Below are 16496 nucleotides of genomic sequence, written 5' to 3' on the forward strand. Positions count from 1 at the left end.
CACTCACCATCAACTCGCCGCAGGCATCCCGGCCGCTCACGAACCCGACCTCGCCACCTCGCTCGCTGTCGCCGCGGTGCTTCTGGCAACGGAGGGCGACCTTTCCGCGGCGCTGAGAACTCCTGGCAAAATGAGATGAAGGATGCCCTGGGGTCGGGCGAGGATCGCTCGGTACTCGCCGACGAAAGGGCAGCTATGGGCGATTGACCCCCCGAGGGAGCTCATCTCGCTCGCTGATGACGAGGGCAACAGTGCCTCGGTCAACGTTCCGAGGCGTAGTCCCGGGTGGGCCGCTGGGCTCGACGCGGAGATCGTCGTCAAGACACCTTTCGTGTCCGGCCGTATCGACCTGGCGTTGTACGTTGCGAGGCTGGAGAGTTGGGCAGACGCGCTGGACCGGCTCGGCACCGGAGAAGATGTGGCCTGGATGGAGATGAGCAGCGGGCCGTCCATCTCTATCCAGCTCACGGGCGAGCGCGACTGCCCGGAGGTGGTCGTGGAGGACGAGTCCGGGTCCATGGTCACCGTGCGGGTCCCGGTCGTCCCGCCGGACGACTGGATTGCTGACCACCGCCACCGTCTGCGCCAGGTGATGGATCACTGGGTCCCGATGCTGTCAGGGTAGGTAGGGCGACAAGTTCGCCCGCAGGCGGCGGAACCAGTGCAGGTGGGCGAAGGCGCGCTCCACGACCCGGCGTCGGGTGCCCAGGCCGGAGTCGTGCTCGGTACCGCCGCGGGCCATCACCGGTTTCACGCCGAGTGCCCCTGACGAGGCGCCGGTACTTGTCGTGGTCGTAGCCACGGTCGCCGAGTAGCGCATCGGGTCGGCGACGGGGCCGGCCGCGTTTGCCCCGCACCGCTGGCACGGCCTGCAGGAGCGGGACGAGCTGGGTGACGTCGTTGCGGTTACCGGTCAGCGTGGCCGCGAGCGGAATACCGGTCGCGTCGGTGATCAGGTGGTGTTTGCTACCGGTTCTGCCCCGGTCAACAGGGCTTCGTGCCGTCTTGGGCCCCCTTTTTGACGCCTGGACGTGGGAGCCGTCGACCGTCGCCCGGAAGAAGTCCAGGGCGTTCGCACCGCGGAGCTTGGCGAGGAGAACCTCGTGCAGCCGGGGCCACACACCGGCCTCGGTCCCCTCGGCCAGGGCGGCGCCAGCAGGTCATGCCCGAGCCGAAGCCGAGTTCCTGCGGCAGGTGTTCCCGACGATCCCGGTATGCAGCTGAAGCACCAGCCGGTCCGGATGTCGCTTGCGCCCCGGATGGCGGGCCCGGCGTTCTGCCTTGGGCAGCACTTGGAGTCCCGGTGCCCAAGCTGCTGAGCAGCGTTCGCTTCGACATCGACATCGACATGGTCGAGGCGGAGGCTGCCGACCTGGACGAAGGGGCGCCGGCCCACACTGCCTGGCGCGTTCTCTGCGACAAATGCCAACTATCTCTCTTATTCGTACCGACAGTTGCTGAACCTAATTGGCATCAGAGCAGGTCACGAACGGTGCCTGATGCCAACTAAGAATCCTGGTCACAGCTGGGCTGCGACGAGGATCCCTGATCGGCACAGATACCGAGGCTGTCCCGCAGACAGGGGTGGTTGCCTCGTCAACTGCTCCGTTCGGGAAGCCGCATGGGGCCCGGGAAGACACCCGCACCGGCCGCTGCCGAGCATCCGTACCGCATTCCCGGTCGGCTTGCAGGGTGGCAGGAATGTAGAAGACTTGGTTATGAAGGCGATCGCGATCAGAGGCAGCCATGTTCTCTCGTTCCGAGCACCAATCCCCTGCGGATGCGGCCTCGCTACGAGCGCCTCATGTGACGCGTTCAGCCGCGATGACACTCGCCGTCCTCGCCGCCCTGGTCGCCGTGGTCCGCGCCGTCGGCGGCCAAGGAGACCCATGGCAGGCGAAGGGCTGGATATCCGTCTTCGAGGGCCCCGCCGAGTGGTTCATGCAGTTCATCGAGGGCGCTTCCCGCCTGGTGAAGGGTGGCAGCGACGGTGCCTCGTTCAGCGCGAGGCTCGGTTGTCTGCTGCTTCTCATCCTCCTGTTCGTGGCGCTCCGGCGCTGGATGCTCATGTACTACGCCCACAAGCCGGGGGCCGTGGACGTGAAGAAGCTCGTCTCCTCCGCCCCGGGGATGGAGCAGCAACTGGAGGGGCTGACCGCGCAGTTGCGCAAGCAGCTGTCGGAGACGAACCTCTACCCTCCGACCGCGCTGCCGGCGGAGGCACCGGCCGACAACTTTCTCGATCTGCTCGGTGACGTCGACCTCGAACCCAAGAAGCTGGGCACCAGCCTGCTCCGCCTCTTCAGCCGCCTGCGACCGAAGATCGCCTACACGGTCCGCGGCGTCCTCCGGCTACGGGAGCAGGAGCCCGGTTTCGGCATCACCGTCACCGTCACCTCCTACCGGTCCGCGGCGTCCTCCGGCTACGGGAGCAGGAGCCCGGTTTCGGCATCACCGTCACCGTCACCTCCTACGCGATCCGGGGCAGCCGCACGGAATCGATCTGGAGTCAGGCATGGGAGGACGCGATACAGGAGGCGGGATACTGGGTGATGGCAACGCTGGTGCCGGTCACCCGGGCCGGCCGGCGCCCCCCTTGGCAGGAGTGGTGCGGCCGGGACCTGCCACCCGAGCTGTTCGCCGCCTACCAGCAGGCCCGGGAGCTCAGCGGGCAGCGGAAGTTCGACGACGCGCTGGAGAGTTACTACGAGGCGTTGCGGTTCGACCCGACCAACCTCTACCTCCGCACGCAGATCGCCGGGATACAGGAGCAGCTCTGGCTGCACCTCGACGCCCTGGAGACCTACTACGGAGCCCTCCGCCTGGACGGCCGGAACAGCGCGCAGCGCAACGCGCGGACAGGGATGCGCTCCTGGGACCCGCGCCGGACCCTGCGTCATCGCTACGCCTGGTGGCGCAGCGGTGTCCTGGAAGCGCGCTTCCGTTACGCCGTCGTCCTCGGGGTGGCGGAGCGGACCGCCGATCAGTGGTGCAAGGGCGACGATCCGCCGTGCCCGCGGCGGACGCACGCCCGGAAGCAGATCCGGCAGGCCCTCGCCCCCGCGCTCGCCGCACGGCACTGGCGTGCCTTCACGGGGCTCAAGCCGCCCGGCCGGGCCGAGCCCTTCGGGCCGGACCAGGAAGGGCCCGTCAGGGAGTGGCTGGAGACGGAACTCGGAGAGCGGCAGCGGTATCCCATCGTCCGTGAGATCTTCCAGCTCGCCTGCAGGGAGGAGATGCAACAACTCGCCGCGGACTATCCCCGCATGATCCGCCTCCGGCACCCGTTCGTCCGGGCTCACGGAACACTCACCCGGACCTCCCTGCGGCTCAACCGGGATGTATGGGCACCCCTGCGGCTGGCCTGGGCCCATGAGGACGCGGGGAGCGACCGCATGGAGCTTCTGGAGAACCCCCTGCCCTGGCCCTCCTCCGCGGACACGCTCGCGCGCCGGATCAGGAGCGCCAGAGGCGGCTTCCGCGGAGTACACCGATGGCTGTCCCCGGGCTGGCGCCTGTGGCAGGACAACTACAACGCCGCGTGTGTGTACGCGGTGGCGATGAACGGAGCCGGGGGGCAGTCGGGAAGTCAGGAACGCCGAGCCCTCGCCGACCTGGCAGTGGACGAACTAGAGGGCGCGGGGCACGCCGATGTGAGCGGCTTCCATCCGGTCACCCGGTCGTGGCTGCTCATCGAGGACCCGGACCTGGAGAAACTGCGCCAGGAGAGCCGCTTCATCCGTTTCGAGCGGGAGACCTACCCGCACGCCGCGCCGGACCGTCATCGGCCCGAACGCCCTCTGCGGCCGGAGATGAAGGCCTACGGCAGGCAACTGCTGAGTGGATGCGCCGCGGTCATGGAACACACCTGGCGCCTGCGCCGCGGGCAGCTTCCCGCCGAGCCGTACGTCCTCGGCGAGTGGTTCGTCGGCGAGGCCGAGCTCTGGCGGTGCGTCGAACGCATCGCCTCGAACCAGGGGCGCAACTGGCGTGACCGCGAGAGACTCCTGCAACGCGTCAGGGAGGTCGCCGACAGGAGGCTGCTGGTCAGGTGCGGGCTTCCGTCGAGCCTGCCCGAGATGGACGACCTGCTGGACGAAGCGGCCTGGGACACGGTCGACGGCGTGCAGGAAAGAATCAAGAATTTCGAGCAGACATTCGAGAAACGCCTCTCGGTGCTGAGCCTTGCCGTGGCGGTGGGACCGGACGGTTCGGCCGACGGCCGCTCCCCGATCAGCCTCAGCGCCCAGTGGCTGGCCGCCGTGCGGCGGAACGGCACATCTGCGGCCGTCGTCAAGCAGGCCGCTGCCCAGCAGGCGTGCTCGGACTACGAGACCGCCTGGCGGGCGGTACGCGATCTCCTCGACCCCGATCAGAGCGCCACGGCACTCTCCGACGCACTGCAGCGCTTCCACGCGCCACAGAACGGGGCCCTGCTGTGATCGGACCGGGCGGGCCGCGCCGCGCCGGCTCATTCCGCCCCCATGGGAGGATGGCCGAGTGACGCTGGAGGACCTCGTCCGGCTGCGCCGGGCCCGTGACCGGATGGACCGCGACTACGCGGAGCCGCTGGACGTTCCGGCGCTGGCGCACGGCGCTCTCATGTCGCCGGGCCACTTCTCCCGCAGCTTCCGTGCCGCGTACGGCGAGACACCGTACAGCTACCTCATGACCCGCCGCATCGAACGGGCCAAGGCGTTGCTGCGCCGCGGGGACCTGTCGGTGACGGAGGTCTGCTTCGCGGTCGGGTGTACGTCGCTGGGGTCGTTCAGCTCCCGCTTCACCGAGCTGGTCGGCGAGAGCCCCAGCGCCTACCGGGCGCGACCCCACGAGGAGGGTGCCGCCATTCCGGCCTGTGTCGCCAAGATCCACACGCGACCGGTCAGGAATGGAGAAGCAAAAGGAGCATCCCCGCCCGTAGCGTGAAGCACATGGAAATCAAGCTCTCACAGACCTTCATCGCCGTCGACGACCATGACAAGGCGCTCACCTTCTACCGGGACGTTCTCGGCCTGGAGGTACGCAACGACGTCGGGTTCGAGGGGATGCGCTGGGTGACGGTCGGATCCCCGGCGCAGCCGGACGTGGAGATCGTCCTCGAACCGCCGCTCGCCGACCCGAACGCCCCGGCCGCCGACCGGCAGGCCATGGCCGAGCTGCTGGCCAAGGGCCTGCTGCGCGGCGTGATCTTCTCCACCGACGACGTCGACGCGACCTTCGAGCGCATCCGCGCCGCGGGCGGCGAGGTGCTCCAGGAGCCGATCGACCAGCCGTACGGCGTCCGTGACTGCGCCTTCCGCGACCCGGCCGGCAACATGCTGCGCTTCAACCAGCCGCGCAAGCACTGACCTCGTCGATGGGCCGGTTCCGCTGCCGGGCGGTACCGGGGCGACGAGAATGAGACCTGCTGTTCGAAGCCGGCGAGAACGAGCCGGGGCCGCCGCGGACGTGCCTGAGCGGCGGCCCCGCGCAACAGATGGAGAGACGATGAGCAAGGCCGAGAGAACCGGATCGCGGACGCCTGCGCCGCCGATCGCCGACAGCCACGAAGTGATCCGTGTGCACGGGGCGCGCGAGAACAACCTCAAGGATGTCGACATCGAGATCCCGAAGCGCCGGCTGACGGTGTTCACCGGGGTCTCCGGCTCGGGCAAGAGTTCTCTGGTGTTCAACACGATCGCCGCGGAGTCGCAGCGGCTGATCAACGAGACCTACAGCGCCTTCGTGCAGGGCTTCATGCCGACGCAGGCCCGGCCCGAGGTCGACGTACTCGAAGGGCTGACGACGGCGATCATCGTCGACCAGCAGCGGCTGGGCGCCGACCCCCGCTCCACGGTCGGCACCGCCACCGACGCCAACGCCATGCTGCGCATCCTCTTCAGCCGGCTCGGCAAGCCCCACATCGGCTCTCCCAACGCCTTCTCCTTCAACGTCGCCTCCATCAAGGCCAGCGGCGCGATCACCGTCGAGCGGGGCGCCGGGACGAAGACCGAGAAGCAGACCTACACCCGTACCGGCGGCATGTGCGTCCGCTGCGAAGGCCGGGGCACGGTCTCCGACATCGACCTCACCCAGCTGTACGACGACACCAAGTCGATCGCCGAGGGCGCGTTCACCATCCCCGGCTGGAAGTCGGACAGCTGGTGGACGGTACGGACCTACGCCGAGTCGGGCTTCCTCGACCCGGACAAGCCGATCCGCAAGTACACCAAGAAGGAGATGCAGGACTTCCTCTACCGGGAACCGACCAAGGTGAAGGTCGAGGGCGTCAACCTCACCTTCGAGGGGCTGATCCCCAAGATCCAGAAGTCGTTCCTCTCCAAGGACAAGGAGGCGATGCAGCCGCACATCCGGGCCTTCGTGGAGCGCGCGGTCACCTTCACCACCTGTCCCGAGTGCGAGGGCACCCGCCTCAGCGAGGGTGCCCGGTCCTCGAAGATCAAGAAGATCTCCATCGCCGACGCCTGCGCCATGCAGATCAGCGACCTGGCCGACTGGGTCCGCGGGCTGGACGAGCCCTCGGTGGCGCCCCTGCTCGGCGCACTGCTGGGCACCCTCGAATCGTTCGTGGAGATCGGCCTCGGCTACCTCTCCCTCGACCGGCCCTCGGGCACGCTGTCGGGCGGCGAGGCGCAGCGCGTCAAGATGATCCGCCACCTCGGCTCCTCGCTCACCGATGTCACCTACGTCTTCGACGAGCCCACCATCGGCCTGCACCCGCACGACATCCAGCGGATGAACGGCCTGCTCCTGCGGCTGCGGGACAAGGGCAACACCGTGCTCGTCGTGGAGCACAAGCCGGAGGCGATCGCCATCGCCGACCATGTCGTCGACCTCGGCCCCGGCGCCGGAAGCGCGGGCGGCACCGTCTGCTTCGAGGGCACGGTGGAAGGGCTGCGGGCCGGCGGCACCCTCACCGGCCGTCACCTGGATGACCGGGCCGTCCTGAAGGAGAAGGTCCGTACGCCCTCCGGCACGCTGGAGATCCGCGGCGCGTCCGCGCACAACCTGCGGGATGTCGACGTCGACATCCCGCTCGGGGTGCTCTGCGTGGTCACCGGGGTCGCCGGCTCCGGCAAGAGCTCGCTCATCCACGGGTCGATCCCGGCCGGCGAGGACGTGATCTCCGTCGACCAGACCGCGATCCGCGGTTCGCGCCGCAGCAACCCGGCGACGTACACCGGGCTGCTCGAACCGATCCGCAAGGCGTTCGCCAAGGCCAACGGTGTGAAGCCGGCCCTGTTCAGCGCCAACTCCGAGGGCGCCTGCCCCACCTGCAAGGGCGCCGGTGTCATCTACACCGACCTGGCGATGATGGCGGGCATCGCCACCGTCTGCGAGGAGTGCGAGGGCAAGCGGTTCGAGGCCTCGGTGCTCGACCACCACCTCGGCGGCCGCGACATCAGCGAGGTGCTCGCGATGTCGGTGGACGAGGCCGAGAAGTTCTTCGCCGAGGGGGAGGCCCGCGTCCCCGCCGCGCACAGGATCCTCACCCGCCTCTCCGACGTCGGACTCGGCTACCTCAGCCTCGGCCAGCCGCTCACCACGCTCTCCGGCGGCGAGCGGCAGCGGCTGAAGCTGGCCACCCACATGGGCGAGAAGGGCGGCGTGTACGTCCTCGACGAGCCGACCACCGGTCTGCACCTGGCCGACGTGGAGCAGCTCCTCGGGCTGCTCGACCGGCTCGTCGAGTCCGGCAAGTCGGTGATCGTCATCGAGCACCACCAGGCGGTCATGGCGCACGCGGACTGGATCATCGACCTCGGCCCCGGCGCCGGTCACGACGGCGGCCGGATCGTCTTCGAGGGCACCCCGGCCGACCTGGTCGCCGACCGCTCCACCCTCACGGGCGAGCACCTCGCGGCGTACGTGGGGGGCTGACGGGGGAACAGCGTACGGGGCCGGGGGAGAGGTCTTCCCCCGGCCCCGGTGCGTCGTGGACCGAGCCCCCGGCAGCCCGGATCACCCCCGCGCCAGCACCCCCGCCAGCAGCACCTGCAGCATCTCGCGCAGGGTGGCGGTGAAGTCCAGCCGCAGGGCCGCCAGTTGCGGGTCGGCCTCATAGGCGGCCAGCATCGCCGCCGACGGCTGCGCATGCGTCCAGATCGCCCCCGTCACCAGCAGCGTTCCCGCCGCGACGCGACCCGCCCGGTGGGCGTCCAGCTCGGGTACGCGCTCCCCGATGAGCCGCCCCAGCTCCATCACGTTCGCGATGGCCGCGCGCTTGTACTCGGCCGCCACCTCCGCCGACACGTTCCGCTCCAGCACCGCGGCCTGGGCGCTGATCAGGTCGCAGAGCACCGGCCGGGCGGCGAGCGAGTCGGCCAGGACGGCGGCGACCCGGTCGGCCCGTTCGGCGACCGGTGCCCCGTCGTCCACCGCCGCCGCGAACTCCTCCGCCAGGCCCGCCAGCCAGTCGCGCTGCGCACTGCCCAGCAGCTCCAGCAGGACGGCCTCGCGCGATTCGAAGTAGCGCAGCACGTTCGACTTCGCCAGCCCCACGCGGCGGCTCAGTTCGTTCAGGCTCACCTGCGCCACGGGCAGCTCGGTGAGCATCGCCGCCGCGGTGTCGAGGATCGCCTGCCGGCGTACGGCGCGCTGCTCCTCGCTGCGGGCGCGCAGGAAAGGCGTCTCTGTCATGACACCACCCTACAGACCCTCGGTCTGTTGTTATCGGACCGGCGGTCTGCTAGCTTCGGAGGAGCAACAGACCGCCGGTCCTTTACGAGGGGTCCGGCCTGCAACCGAAGGAGCCCGCCATGTACGCCGTGCCCGACCAGACCGGGAAACTCGTCGTCGTCACCGGCGCCAACAGCGGCACCGGCAAGGAGGCGGCCCGCCGCCTCGCCGGGGCCGGCGCCCAGGTCGTCCTGGCCGTCCGCACCCCCGCCAAGGGCGAGCGGGCCCGCACCGAGATCCTGGCCGAGCACCCCGGCGCCCGGATCCAGGTCCGCCGCATCGACCTCGCGGACCTGGCATCCGTCGAGACGTTCGCGGACGGGCTCATCGCCGACGGCACCCCGCTCGACCTGCTGCTCAACAACGCGGGCGTGATGGCCCCGCCCACCCGGATGACCACCACCGACGGCTTCGAGCTCCAGTTCGGCAGCAACTTCCTCGGGCCGTTCGCCCTCACCGTCCGCCTGCTCCCGCTGCTCCTGGCCGCCCCCGCACCCCGGGTCGCCACGATGAGCAGCGGAACCGCCAACTACGGCCGGATCCACTTCGACGACCTCCAGTGGGAGCGGCGCCGCTACAGCCCCAACCTGAGCTACGCGCAGTCCAAGCTCGCCGACCTCGTGCTGACCCGGCAGCTGGCCGGCATCGCCGCCGAGCGCGGCTGGAACCTGCTGAGCACCGGCGCCCACCCCGGCTACACCCGCACCAACCTGCAGACGGCGGGCGCGAGCCTGGGGCGGGACAAGCCCAAGCGCTCCCTGCTCAACTCGTTGACCGTGCTGCCCTCCCAGCTCCCCGAGCAGGGCGCGGAACCGCTGCTGTACGCGGCGGCCGACCCCGGGGCCGTACCCGGCGGTTACTACGGCCCCGGCGGCCCCGGCGGCCGCTTCGGACTCGTCGGCCCGACCGCCCCGGCGCGCATCACCCGCCGGGCCCTCGACCCCGCCGCCAACGCCCGCCTCTGGGCCACCGCCGAACAGCTGACGGGGGTCTCGCTGCCCGCCGAGGTGTCCTGATCACCGGCCCCGCCGGCCCCGCTCAGGACGGCCGGTCGCGGTCGAGCCACGACGGGACCTCGGGAACCTCCGCGTCCCACGCCCGCGGCGGCTCCGGCAGCACCACCGGGCGGCGCCGCACCGGCGGAGGCGGCCGCACCGGTTCCGGTTCCGGGAGGGCCGGCGGCTCGGGCTCCGGCGCGGCACTGTCGTAGAGCTGCTCGATCACCGTGAACCGGCAGTGGAAGCTCTGCCAGGTCCCGTCCAGGACCAGCACGAACCCGTCCCTCTCCCGGTAGAGCCTCCGGCGCTCCGGACCGGTCGGATGGACCGGCCGGTACGCCTCGGCCCGCTGCCGCTGGACCTCCAGCGCCTCCTCGCGTGTGCCGTCCACATGGTCCATGACACCGGCCGACCAGACCCGGCGCTGCCCGCCGAACCCGAGGTTCTGCTCCACGAGCAGTCCCCATCCGGGCATGATCCCCCCACTTGTCGCTCGTCACCCGACCCGCTGTCCCGCCCGCGCCCCTGCCCCGCAGGAGCCCCGCGCCGTACCATTGTTCCTGATCTTGTTACGCGAACGGGCACCGCCCGAGTGCACCGCCCCGAGTACACCGCCGAGCCGGAGGTACACGCGGATGAACGACGCCGACCCCGGCCTCTTCGGCCCCCGATCGGTCACCTGGCAGATGCACGGCGACCCGATGATGTGGATCGCGGGCGTCCGGGCGCTCTACCTCCAGGCCCTGCACCCGCGCGCCGTGCGCGGCGTGACGCAGAACTCCGACTTCCGCCGCGACGCCTGGGGCCGGCTCCTGCGCACCGCCTCCTTCGTCGGCACCGTCACCTACGGCACCACCGCCGCCGCCGAACAGGCGGGCGCCCGGGTCCGGAAGATCCACCGCACCCTCAAGGCCACCGACCCGGCGACCGGGGAGACGTACGGCATCGACGAACCGGAGCTCCTCCTCTGGGTGCACTGCGCCGAGGTCGACTCCTACCTCCAGGTCCAGCGCCGCTCCGGTTTCCCCCTCACCGACGCCCAGGCCGACCGGTACGTCGACGAACACCGCGCCGGAGCCCGCCTCGTCGGCCTCGACCCGGCGCAGGTACCCGCCACGGCCGCCGCGCTCGCCGCCTACTTCGAGCGGGTGCGCCCCGAACTCGCCCTGGGACCCGAGGCGGCCGACGTCGACGACTTCCTCCGGAACCCGCCCGTCCACCCCCTGCTCCGCCCGGCGCGCGCCCTCGTCTGGCGGCGCGTGGCAGCACTCGCCTACCAGTCACTGCCCCCGTACGCCCACGCGTTGTACGGCAGACCCGCTCCGCCTCCGGCCACCGTCGACCGGCGGCTGCGCGCCACCGGGGCCGTACTGCGCGCGATCCCGGACCGGCTGCGCTGGCAGCTGCCACCCGGGCACATTCTCAAGGCCATGGCACGCCTCGGCCCCGGCAGCCGCCCCGCCGCGTACCGGCTCCGCCGGGAGGCCGCCATACTGGACGGGCCGGGGAGGGCGCAGCGGTAGCAGCGGGGACGACGGGGGCGGGAAGCGGCAGATGGCGGACACCAGGCTGATCCAGAGCCGGTACCGGCTGCTCGATCTGATCGGGCGCGGCGGCATGGGCGAGGTGTGGCGGGCCCGCGACGAGTCGCTGGGCCGCCTGGTCGCCGTCAAATGCCTCAAACCCATGGGCCCCCAGCACGACCAGGCGTTCACCCGCGTCCTGCGCGAACGCTTCCGCCGCGAGGCCCGGGTCGCCGCCTCGCTCCAGCACCGGGGCATCACCGTCGTCCACGACTTCGGAGAACACGAAGGCGTCCTCTACCTCGTCATGGAGCTGCTGGACGGGCACAACCTCAGCCAGCTCCTGGAGGGGAACCAGCAGCGTCCGCTCCCCGTCGAGCAGGTCGTCGACATCGCCGAACAGGTCGCCGATGCGCTCGGCTACACCCATCGGCAGGGAATCGTCCACCGGGATCTGAAGCCCGCCAACATCATGCGGCTCACCGACGGCACGGTGAAGATCTGCGACTTCGGCATAGCGCGCCTCGGCCATGACATCGGCGTCACCTCCCGCCTCACCACCACCGGCATCGCCATGGGCACCCCGCACTACATGTCGCCCGAGCAGATCGGCGGGAAGGAGGTCGACCACCGCAGCGACCTCTACTCGCTGGGCTGTGTGCTGTACGAGATCGCCACCGGCGTACCGCCGTTCGACCTGGACGACGCCTGGGCCGTACTCGTGGGACACCGCGACACCCAGCCCGAACCGCTGCGCACCCACCGTGCCGAACTCCCCGGCTTCCTCGACCGGGTCGTCCTGGACCTGCTGGCCAAGGCCCCCGACGCGCGGCCCGCCGACGCGGGCGATCTGCGCCGCCGCATCGTGCTCGGCCGCACCGGCGAGCAGCCGGTGACCGGCCTCGCGTACCCGTCGGCGGCCCTGACCGGCGGGTACCTTCCCCCTCCACCTGCCGCTCTCCGCCCGGACCTTGAACACAGGGACCCTGAACGCCGGGAGCCCGACCGCCCGGACCTTGAACGCCCGGACCCCGAACTGCCCTCCTGGGCAGGGAACATGTCCACCGGGCACAAGGCGACCGGCTCCCTGAACCGGGGGATCCACCTCCCCGACCCCGCCGCCGGACTGACCGGCCGGTGGACCACCGCGACGAGCACCGCAACCGCCGCGCCGCCCGGCGCCGACGGCTCCACCGGCGTCCCGCACGCCCGGCCCGCCGCCACGCCCGGCCTCCTCGCCGAGCTGGCCGGGCGCCACAGTTCGGGCATCGACCTGGGGCGGCTGGGCCGCTGGGAGGAGGCGGGCGACGTGCACCGCGCGGTCGCCGCCCGGCGCGAGAGCGTCCTCGGCGCCGATCACCCCGACACCCTCGCCAGCCGCTACGAGGTCGGCTTCACCCTCAGCCGCACCGGCCGGGCCGCCGACGCGCTGCGCGAATTCGGCCAGGTCGCCGCGGGCCGTGAACGCACCCTGGGCCCCGACCACCCGCAGACACTCGCCGCCCGGCAGGAGACCGCCTACGTCCTCGGGCAGCTAGGCCGCCACTTCGAGGCGCACCAGGTGTACGCGGCGGTCCTCGCCGCCCGGGAACGCTCCATGGGCCCCGACCACCCGGACACCCTGCGCTGCCGCCACAACCTCGCGTTCAACCTCAGCCGGCTCGGGCGGCCCGAGGAATCGTGGCAGCTGGCCCGCCAGGTCGCCGACGACCGGGCCCGGCTGCTCGGCGCGACCCACCCCGACACGCTCGCCACCCGGTACGAAGTCGCCTACACCCTGGGCCGGCTGGGGCGCTGGGCGGAAGCCCTGGAGACCTACCAGGACGTCGCCCGGGCCCGCGCCGCCACCCTCGGCGCCGACCACCCCGACACCCTCGCCGCCCGCTACGAGGCCGGCATCAGCCTCGGCCGGCTCGGCCGCAGCGCGGAGGCCCTGGAGCTGTACCGGGGCCTGGTCGCCGACCGTACGCGGGTGGGCGGCCCGTCCGACGCCGAGACCTTGCGCGCCCGCCACGGCCTGGGCGTCAACCTGGGGCGGATGGGCCACTGGGAGGAGGCGCTCACCGAGGCGCGCGAGGTCTGCGCGATCCGGGAGGGCACCCTCGGCCCCGACCACCCGGACACCGTGATCAGCCGCCGCGAGGTCGCCGTCGCCCTCGGCTGGCTCGGCGGCTGGACCGACGCCCTCACCGCCTACCGGCAGGTCGCCGAGGCACGCGACCGGGTGCTGGGCCCCGACCACCCGGAGACCCTGGCCGCCCGCCACGACGAGGCGCACTGCCTGGACCGGCTCGGCCGCACCGAGGAGGCCGCCGAGCTGTACCGCACCCTCGCCGCCCACCGCGCCCAGAACGCGCTGCCGCCGCACTGACCACGGTCCCGGCCTGCGGTTACGGGCCCGGGGGCTACCTCTGGCCGGGACGCGGCCCCGCATGTTACGAAGGTGCATGCCCGCACCCGAGCCGTCCGCACCCCAGTCGCCCGCCCACCAGCCGCACGCCCCCACCCGGGGCCGCTACGACGCCGTGATCGTGGGCGGCGGCCACAACGGTCTGGTCGCCGCCGCCTATCTCGCCCGCGCCGGACAGTCCGTCCTCGTCCTGGAACGCCTGGACACCACCGGGGGAGCGGCCGTCTCGACCAGGCCCTTCGCCGGAGTCGACGCCCGCCTCTCGCGCTACTCCTATCTGGTCTCCCTGCTGCCGCAGAAGATCGTCCGCGATCTCGGCCTGGACTTCGCCGTCCGCAAGCGGATCGTCTCCTCCTACACCCCGGTCGTCCGCGAGGGACGCCCCACCGGGCTGCTCGTCGGCGGCGACCGGACCCGGGAGTCGTTCGCCGCGCTGACCGGCGGAGAGCGGGAGTACGCGGCCTGGCAGCGCTTCTACGCCATGACGCAGCGCGTCGCCGAACGGGTCTTCCCGACCCTGACCGAGCCGCTGCCCGCCCGGGACGCGCTACGGGCCCGGATCGACGACGCGGACGCCTGGCGGACCCTGTTCGAGGAGCCCATCGGGGTCGCCGTCGAGCGGAACTTCACCGACGACCTGGTACGTGGCGTGGTGCTGACCGACGCCCTGATCGGCACCTTCGCCGACGCCCACGACGCCTCGCTGCTACAGAACCGGTGCTTCCTCTACCACGTGATCGGCGGCGGAACCGGCGACTGGGACGTCCCCGTCGGCGGCATGGGCGCCCTCACCGACGCCCTCGCCCAGGCCGCCCGGTCGGCGGGCGCCGAGATCCGCGTACGGCACGAGGCGACCCGTATCGAGACCGACGGCACCCACGCCGAGGTCACCGTGCGCACACCGGACGGCGAACATGTCGTGGCCGCCCGCCGCGTGCTCGTCAACGCCTCCCCGCAGGCGCTCGCCGCCCTTCTCGGGGACACCCCGCCGCCGCCCGCCGAGGGCGCCCAGCTCAAGGTGAACATGCTGCTCACGCGGCTCCCTCGCCTCCGGGACCGGTCCATCGACCCCCGGCAGGCGTTCGCCGGTACGTTCCACATCGCCGAGGGGTACGGGCAGCTGGCCGACGCCTACCGGGACGCGGCGGCCGGACGGCTCCCCGCCGCCCCGCCGTCCGAGATCTACTGCCACTCGCTGACCGACCCCTCGATCCTCGGCCCGGACCTGGCCGCGCGCGGCTACCAGACCCTGACCCTCTTCGGCCTGCACACCCCGGCCCGGCTCTTCGCCGCCGACAACGACGGCGCCCGCGCCGCCCTGCTCAAGGCCACCCTCGCCGAACTCGACGCCCACCTGGAGGAGCCGGTCACCGACTGCCTGGCCCTCGACGAGAACGGCGAACCCTGTATCGAGGCCAAGACCCCGCTCGACCTCGAACGCGATCTGCGCCTGCCCGGCGGCCACATCTTCCACCGCGACCTCTCCTTCCCGTACGAGGGCGAGACGACCGGGCGGTGGGGCGTGGAGACCGCCCACGCCAACGTCCTGCTCTGCGGGGCGGGCGCGGTACGCGGCGGCGGGGTCAGCGGGGTGCCCGGCCACAACGCGGCTATGGCGGCCCTGGGTTAGCCATTACCGCAGGTCCCGGCGTTCGACGGCGGCGGCGATGGCCGTGTGGCCCGCGGGCCCCGGGTGCAGTCCGTCGCCGCTGTCGAACGCGGGCAGCAGCCGGGAGGGACGGTCCGGGTCGCGCAGCGCCGCGTCGAAGTCGGCGACGGCATCGAAGATCCGCCCGGTGCGCACGGTCTCGTTGACCTGCCGGCGTACCGCGTCCTGCTCCGGTGTCCAGCGCGTCCACCCCTCGAAGGGCGCGATGGTGGCGCCCACCACCCGCAGACCGGCGGACCGGGCGCGCAGGGCGAGTTGGCGGTACGCGGCCACCATCCGCGACGGGTCGCGCTCGACCGGCACCTGGTGCAGGTCGTTGACGCCCAGATGCACCAGGACCGTCCGCAGCCCCGGCAGCGACAGCACGTCCCGGTCGAAGCGGGCTTGGGCGCCCGGCCCGTTGCGGTCGCTGCCGAGCAGCAGCCGGTTGCCGCTGATGCCGAGGTTGGCGACGGCGGCCCCGGGCAGCCAGCGGGCCAGCTGGTCGGGCCAGCGGAGGTCCGCGTCGTCGGGCGTCCCGGTGCCCTCGGCGATGGAGTCGCCCAGCACGGCGAGGACCGGGCCGCGCGCCCCGGTCGTCTCGACCCCGGTGAGGAGGAGGACGGACCGGGTCCGGACCCCGTCGACCGTGTGCCAGGCATGGGTGTTGCGGTGGAAGGACAGCGGGCCGGTGGGGCCCGGGAGCCGCGTCTCGACGGTCAGCGGGGACCCGTCCTCCACCCGCAGCCCCTCCACCGGGTCGCTGGTGAGGGAGGCTCCCGCCGCCAGCCACTCCTGCGGCCGGCCGGCGAAGGTGACCGGGTGGCCGTCGGCGGTCACCGGACCCACCAGCACCGGCGCGGTCCCGAAGGCGTGCCCGTACCGCACTCTGACCTGCCCGCCCGCCGAGAGCCGCAGCCGCGCGGTGCAGAGCCCGTCGGTGAGACCGCCGGCCGCGACCGGGTCGGCCGCCGTGGGCGCGGTCTGCGCGGTGGCCCAGGAGGTGGCCCAGGGAGTGGCCGGGCGTGGGCGGTCCGGCGCGGTGTGCGGGGCCGCCGACGCGTCCGGGGCGGCGGTGAAGGCCGCCGTGATCCCGGCCGCCGCCGCGTACAGCAGACCTCGCCTCGCCGGTACGGGGACGCGGCCGGTCACCGGGAGAGCGCCGGGGCGGAGGGGGCGGTGCGCCGAACGCTGCTCATGGGATGTGCCTCCTGGAATCGACCACGGGGAACGGGCGG

General features: G+C 72.0%; 13 protein-coding genes and 1 pseudogene. 10 read left to right on the top strand and 4 right to left on the bottom strand.

Annotation, left to right across the window (positions count from 1 at the left end):
* Positions 1–142 precede the first annotated feature (142 nt).
* Positions 143–625, top strand: a complete 483-nt coding sequence (locus ACK8N7_RS35315) for a DUF5959 family protein (RefSeq protein WP_500445159.1) — start codon at positions 143–145, stop codon at positions 623–625.
* Between the two features lie 18 nt (positions 626–643).
* Here ACK8N7_RS35315 and ACK8N7_RS35320 read toward each other — a convergent pair.
* Positions 644–1292 (bottom strand): annotated as a pseudogene (locus ACK8N7_RS35320) (IS5 family transposase); the annotation flags it as partial.
* A gap of 514 nt (positions 1293–1806) precedes the next feature.
* Between ACK8N7_RS35320 and ACK8N7_RS35325 the strand changes: the two are divergent.
* The 5 genes from ACK8N7_RS35325 (at position 1807) to ACK8N7_RS35345 (ending at position 7881) form a co-directional block, all read left to right on the top strand.
* Positions 1807–2553 (top strand): hypothetical protein, encoded by a 747-nt coding sequence (locus tag ACK8N7_RS35325; protein WP_500445161.1) that lies wholly within the window; start codon positions 1807–1809, stop codon positions 2551–2553.
* On the top strand, positions 2553–4442 hold the full coding sequence (locus ACK8N7_RS35330) for a hypothetical protein (RefSeq protein ID WP_500445162.1): 1890 nt from the start codon (positions 2553–2555) through the stop codon (positions 4440–4442). Before ACK8N7_RS35325 ends, ACK8N7_RS35330 begins: the two co-directional genes overlap by 1 nt.
* Before the next feature lie 58 nt (positions 4443–4500).
* The gene (locus tag ACK8N7_RS35335) at positions 4501–4926 is read left to right on the top strand and encodes a helix-turn-helix transcriptional regulator (RefSeq protein WP_403215532.1); all 426 of its coding nucleotides are present in this window, start codon (positions 4501–4503) and stop codon (positions 4924–4926) included.
* Positions 4927–4931: 5 nt separating this feature from the next.
* Positions 4932–5348 carry a VOC family protein gene (locus ACK8N7_RS35340; protein ID WP_403215530.1) on the top strand — a complete coding sequence of 139 codons (417 nt, stop codon included), beginning with the start codon at positions 4932–4934 and terminating at the stop codon, positions 5346–5348.
* Between the two features lie 139 nt (positions 5349–5487).
* Positions 5488–7881: an ATP-binding cassette domain-containing protein gene (locus tag ACK8N7_RS35345; RefSeq protein ID WP_403215528.1), complete on the top strand. Its 2394-nt coding sequence runs from the start codon at positions 5488–5490 to the stop codon at positions 7879–7881.
* Positions 7882–7962: 81 nt separating this feature from the next.
* Here ACK8N7_RS35345 and ACK8N7_RS35350 read toward each other — a convergent pair whose 3' ends face one another.
* Positions 7963–8640, bottom strand: a complete 678-nt coding sequence (locus ACK8N7_RS35350) for a TetR/AcrR family transcriptional regulator (protein ID WP_403215526.1) — start codon at positions 8638–8640, stop codon at positions 7963–7965.
* 119 nt (positions 8641–8759) lie between these two features.
* Here ACK8N7_RS35350 and ACK8N7_RS35355 point away from each other — a divergent pair, with 119 nt between their 5' ends.
* Positions 8760–9695: an SDR family oxidoreductase gene (locus ACK8N7_RS35355; RefSeq protein ID WP_500445165.1), complete on the top strand. Its 936-nt coding sequence runs from the start codon at positions 8760–8762 to the stop codon at positions 9693–9695.
* A gap of 22 nt (positions 9696–9717) precedes the next feature.
* On the opposite strand, the gene ACK8N7_RS35360 is transcribed toward ACK8N7_RS35355, so the two are convergent.
* The gene (locus ACK8N7_RS35360; protein WP_500445166.1) at positions 9718–10152 is read right to left on the bottom strand and encodes a hypothetical protein; all 435 of its coding nucleotides are present in this window, start codon (positions 10150–10152) and stop codon (positions 9718–9720) included.
* A gap of 160 nt (positions 10153–10312) precedes the next feature.
* On the opposite strand from ACK8N7_RS35360, the gene ACK8N7_RS35365 reads away from it, so the two are divergent.
* The 3 genes from ACK8N7_RS35365 (at position 10313) to ACK8N7_RS35375 (ending at position 15240) form a co-directional block, all read left to right on the top strand.
* Positions 10313–11200 carry an oxygenase MpaB family protein gene (locus ACK8N7_RS35365; RefSeq protein ID WP_500445168.1) on the top strand — a complete coding sequence of 296 codons (888 nt, stop codon included), beginning with the start codon at positions 10313–10315 and terminating at the stop codon, positions 11198–11200.
* A gap of 31 nt (positions 11201–11231) precedes the next feature.
* Complete coding sequence (locus ACK8N7_RS35370; RefSeq protein ID WP_500445170.1) at positions 11232–13571, top strand: serine/threonine-protein kinase; 2340 nt, start codon at positions 11232–11234, stop codon at positions 13569–13571.
* 76 nt (positions 13572–13647) lie between these two features.
* Positions 13648–15240 (top strand): phytoene desaturase family protein, encoded by a 1593-nt coding sequence (locus tag ACK8N7_RS35375; RefSeq protein WP_500445171.1) that lies wholly within the window; start codon positions 13648–13650, stop codon positions 15238–15240.
* 3 nt (positions 15241–15243) lie between these two features.
* Here the strand turns inward: ACK8N7_RS35375 and ACK8N7_RS35380 are convergent, their stop codons facing one another.
* Complete coding sequence (locus ACK8N7_RS35380) at positions 15244–16410, bottom strand: SGNH/GDSL hydrolase family protein (RefSeq protein ID WP_500445173.1); 1167 nt, start codon at positions 16408–16410, stop codon at positions 15244–15246.
* Positions 16411–16496: the final 86 nt, after the last annotated feature.

Origin of the sequence: Streptomyces griseobrunneus (assembly GCF_046713465.1) — a bacterium.
In the GTDB taxonomy this organism is placed as follows: Bacteria; Actinomycetota; Actinomycetes; order Streptomycetales; family Streptomycetaceae; genus Streptomyces; species Streptomyces microflavus.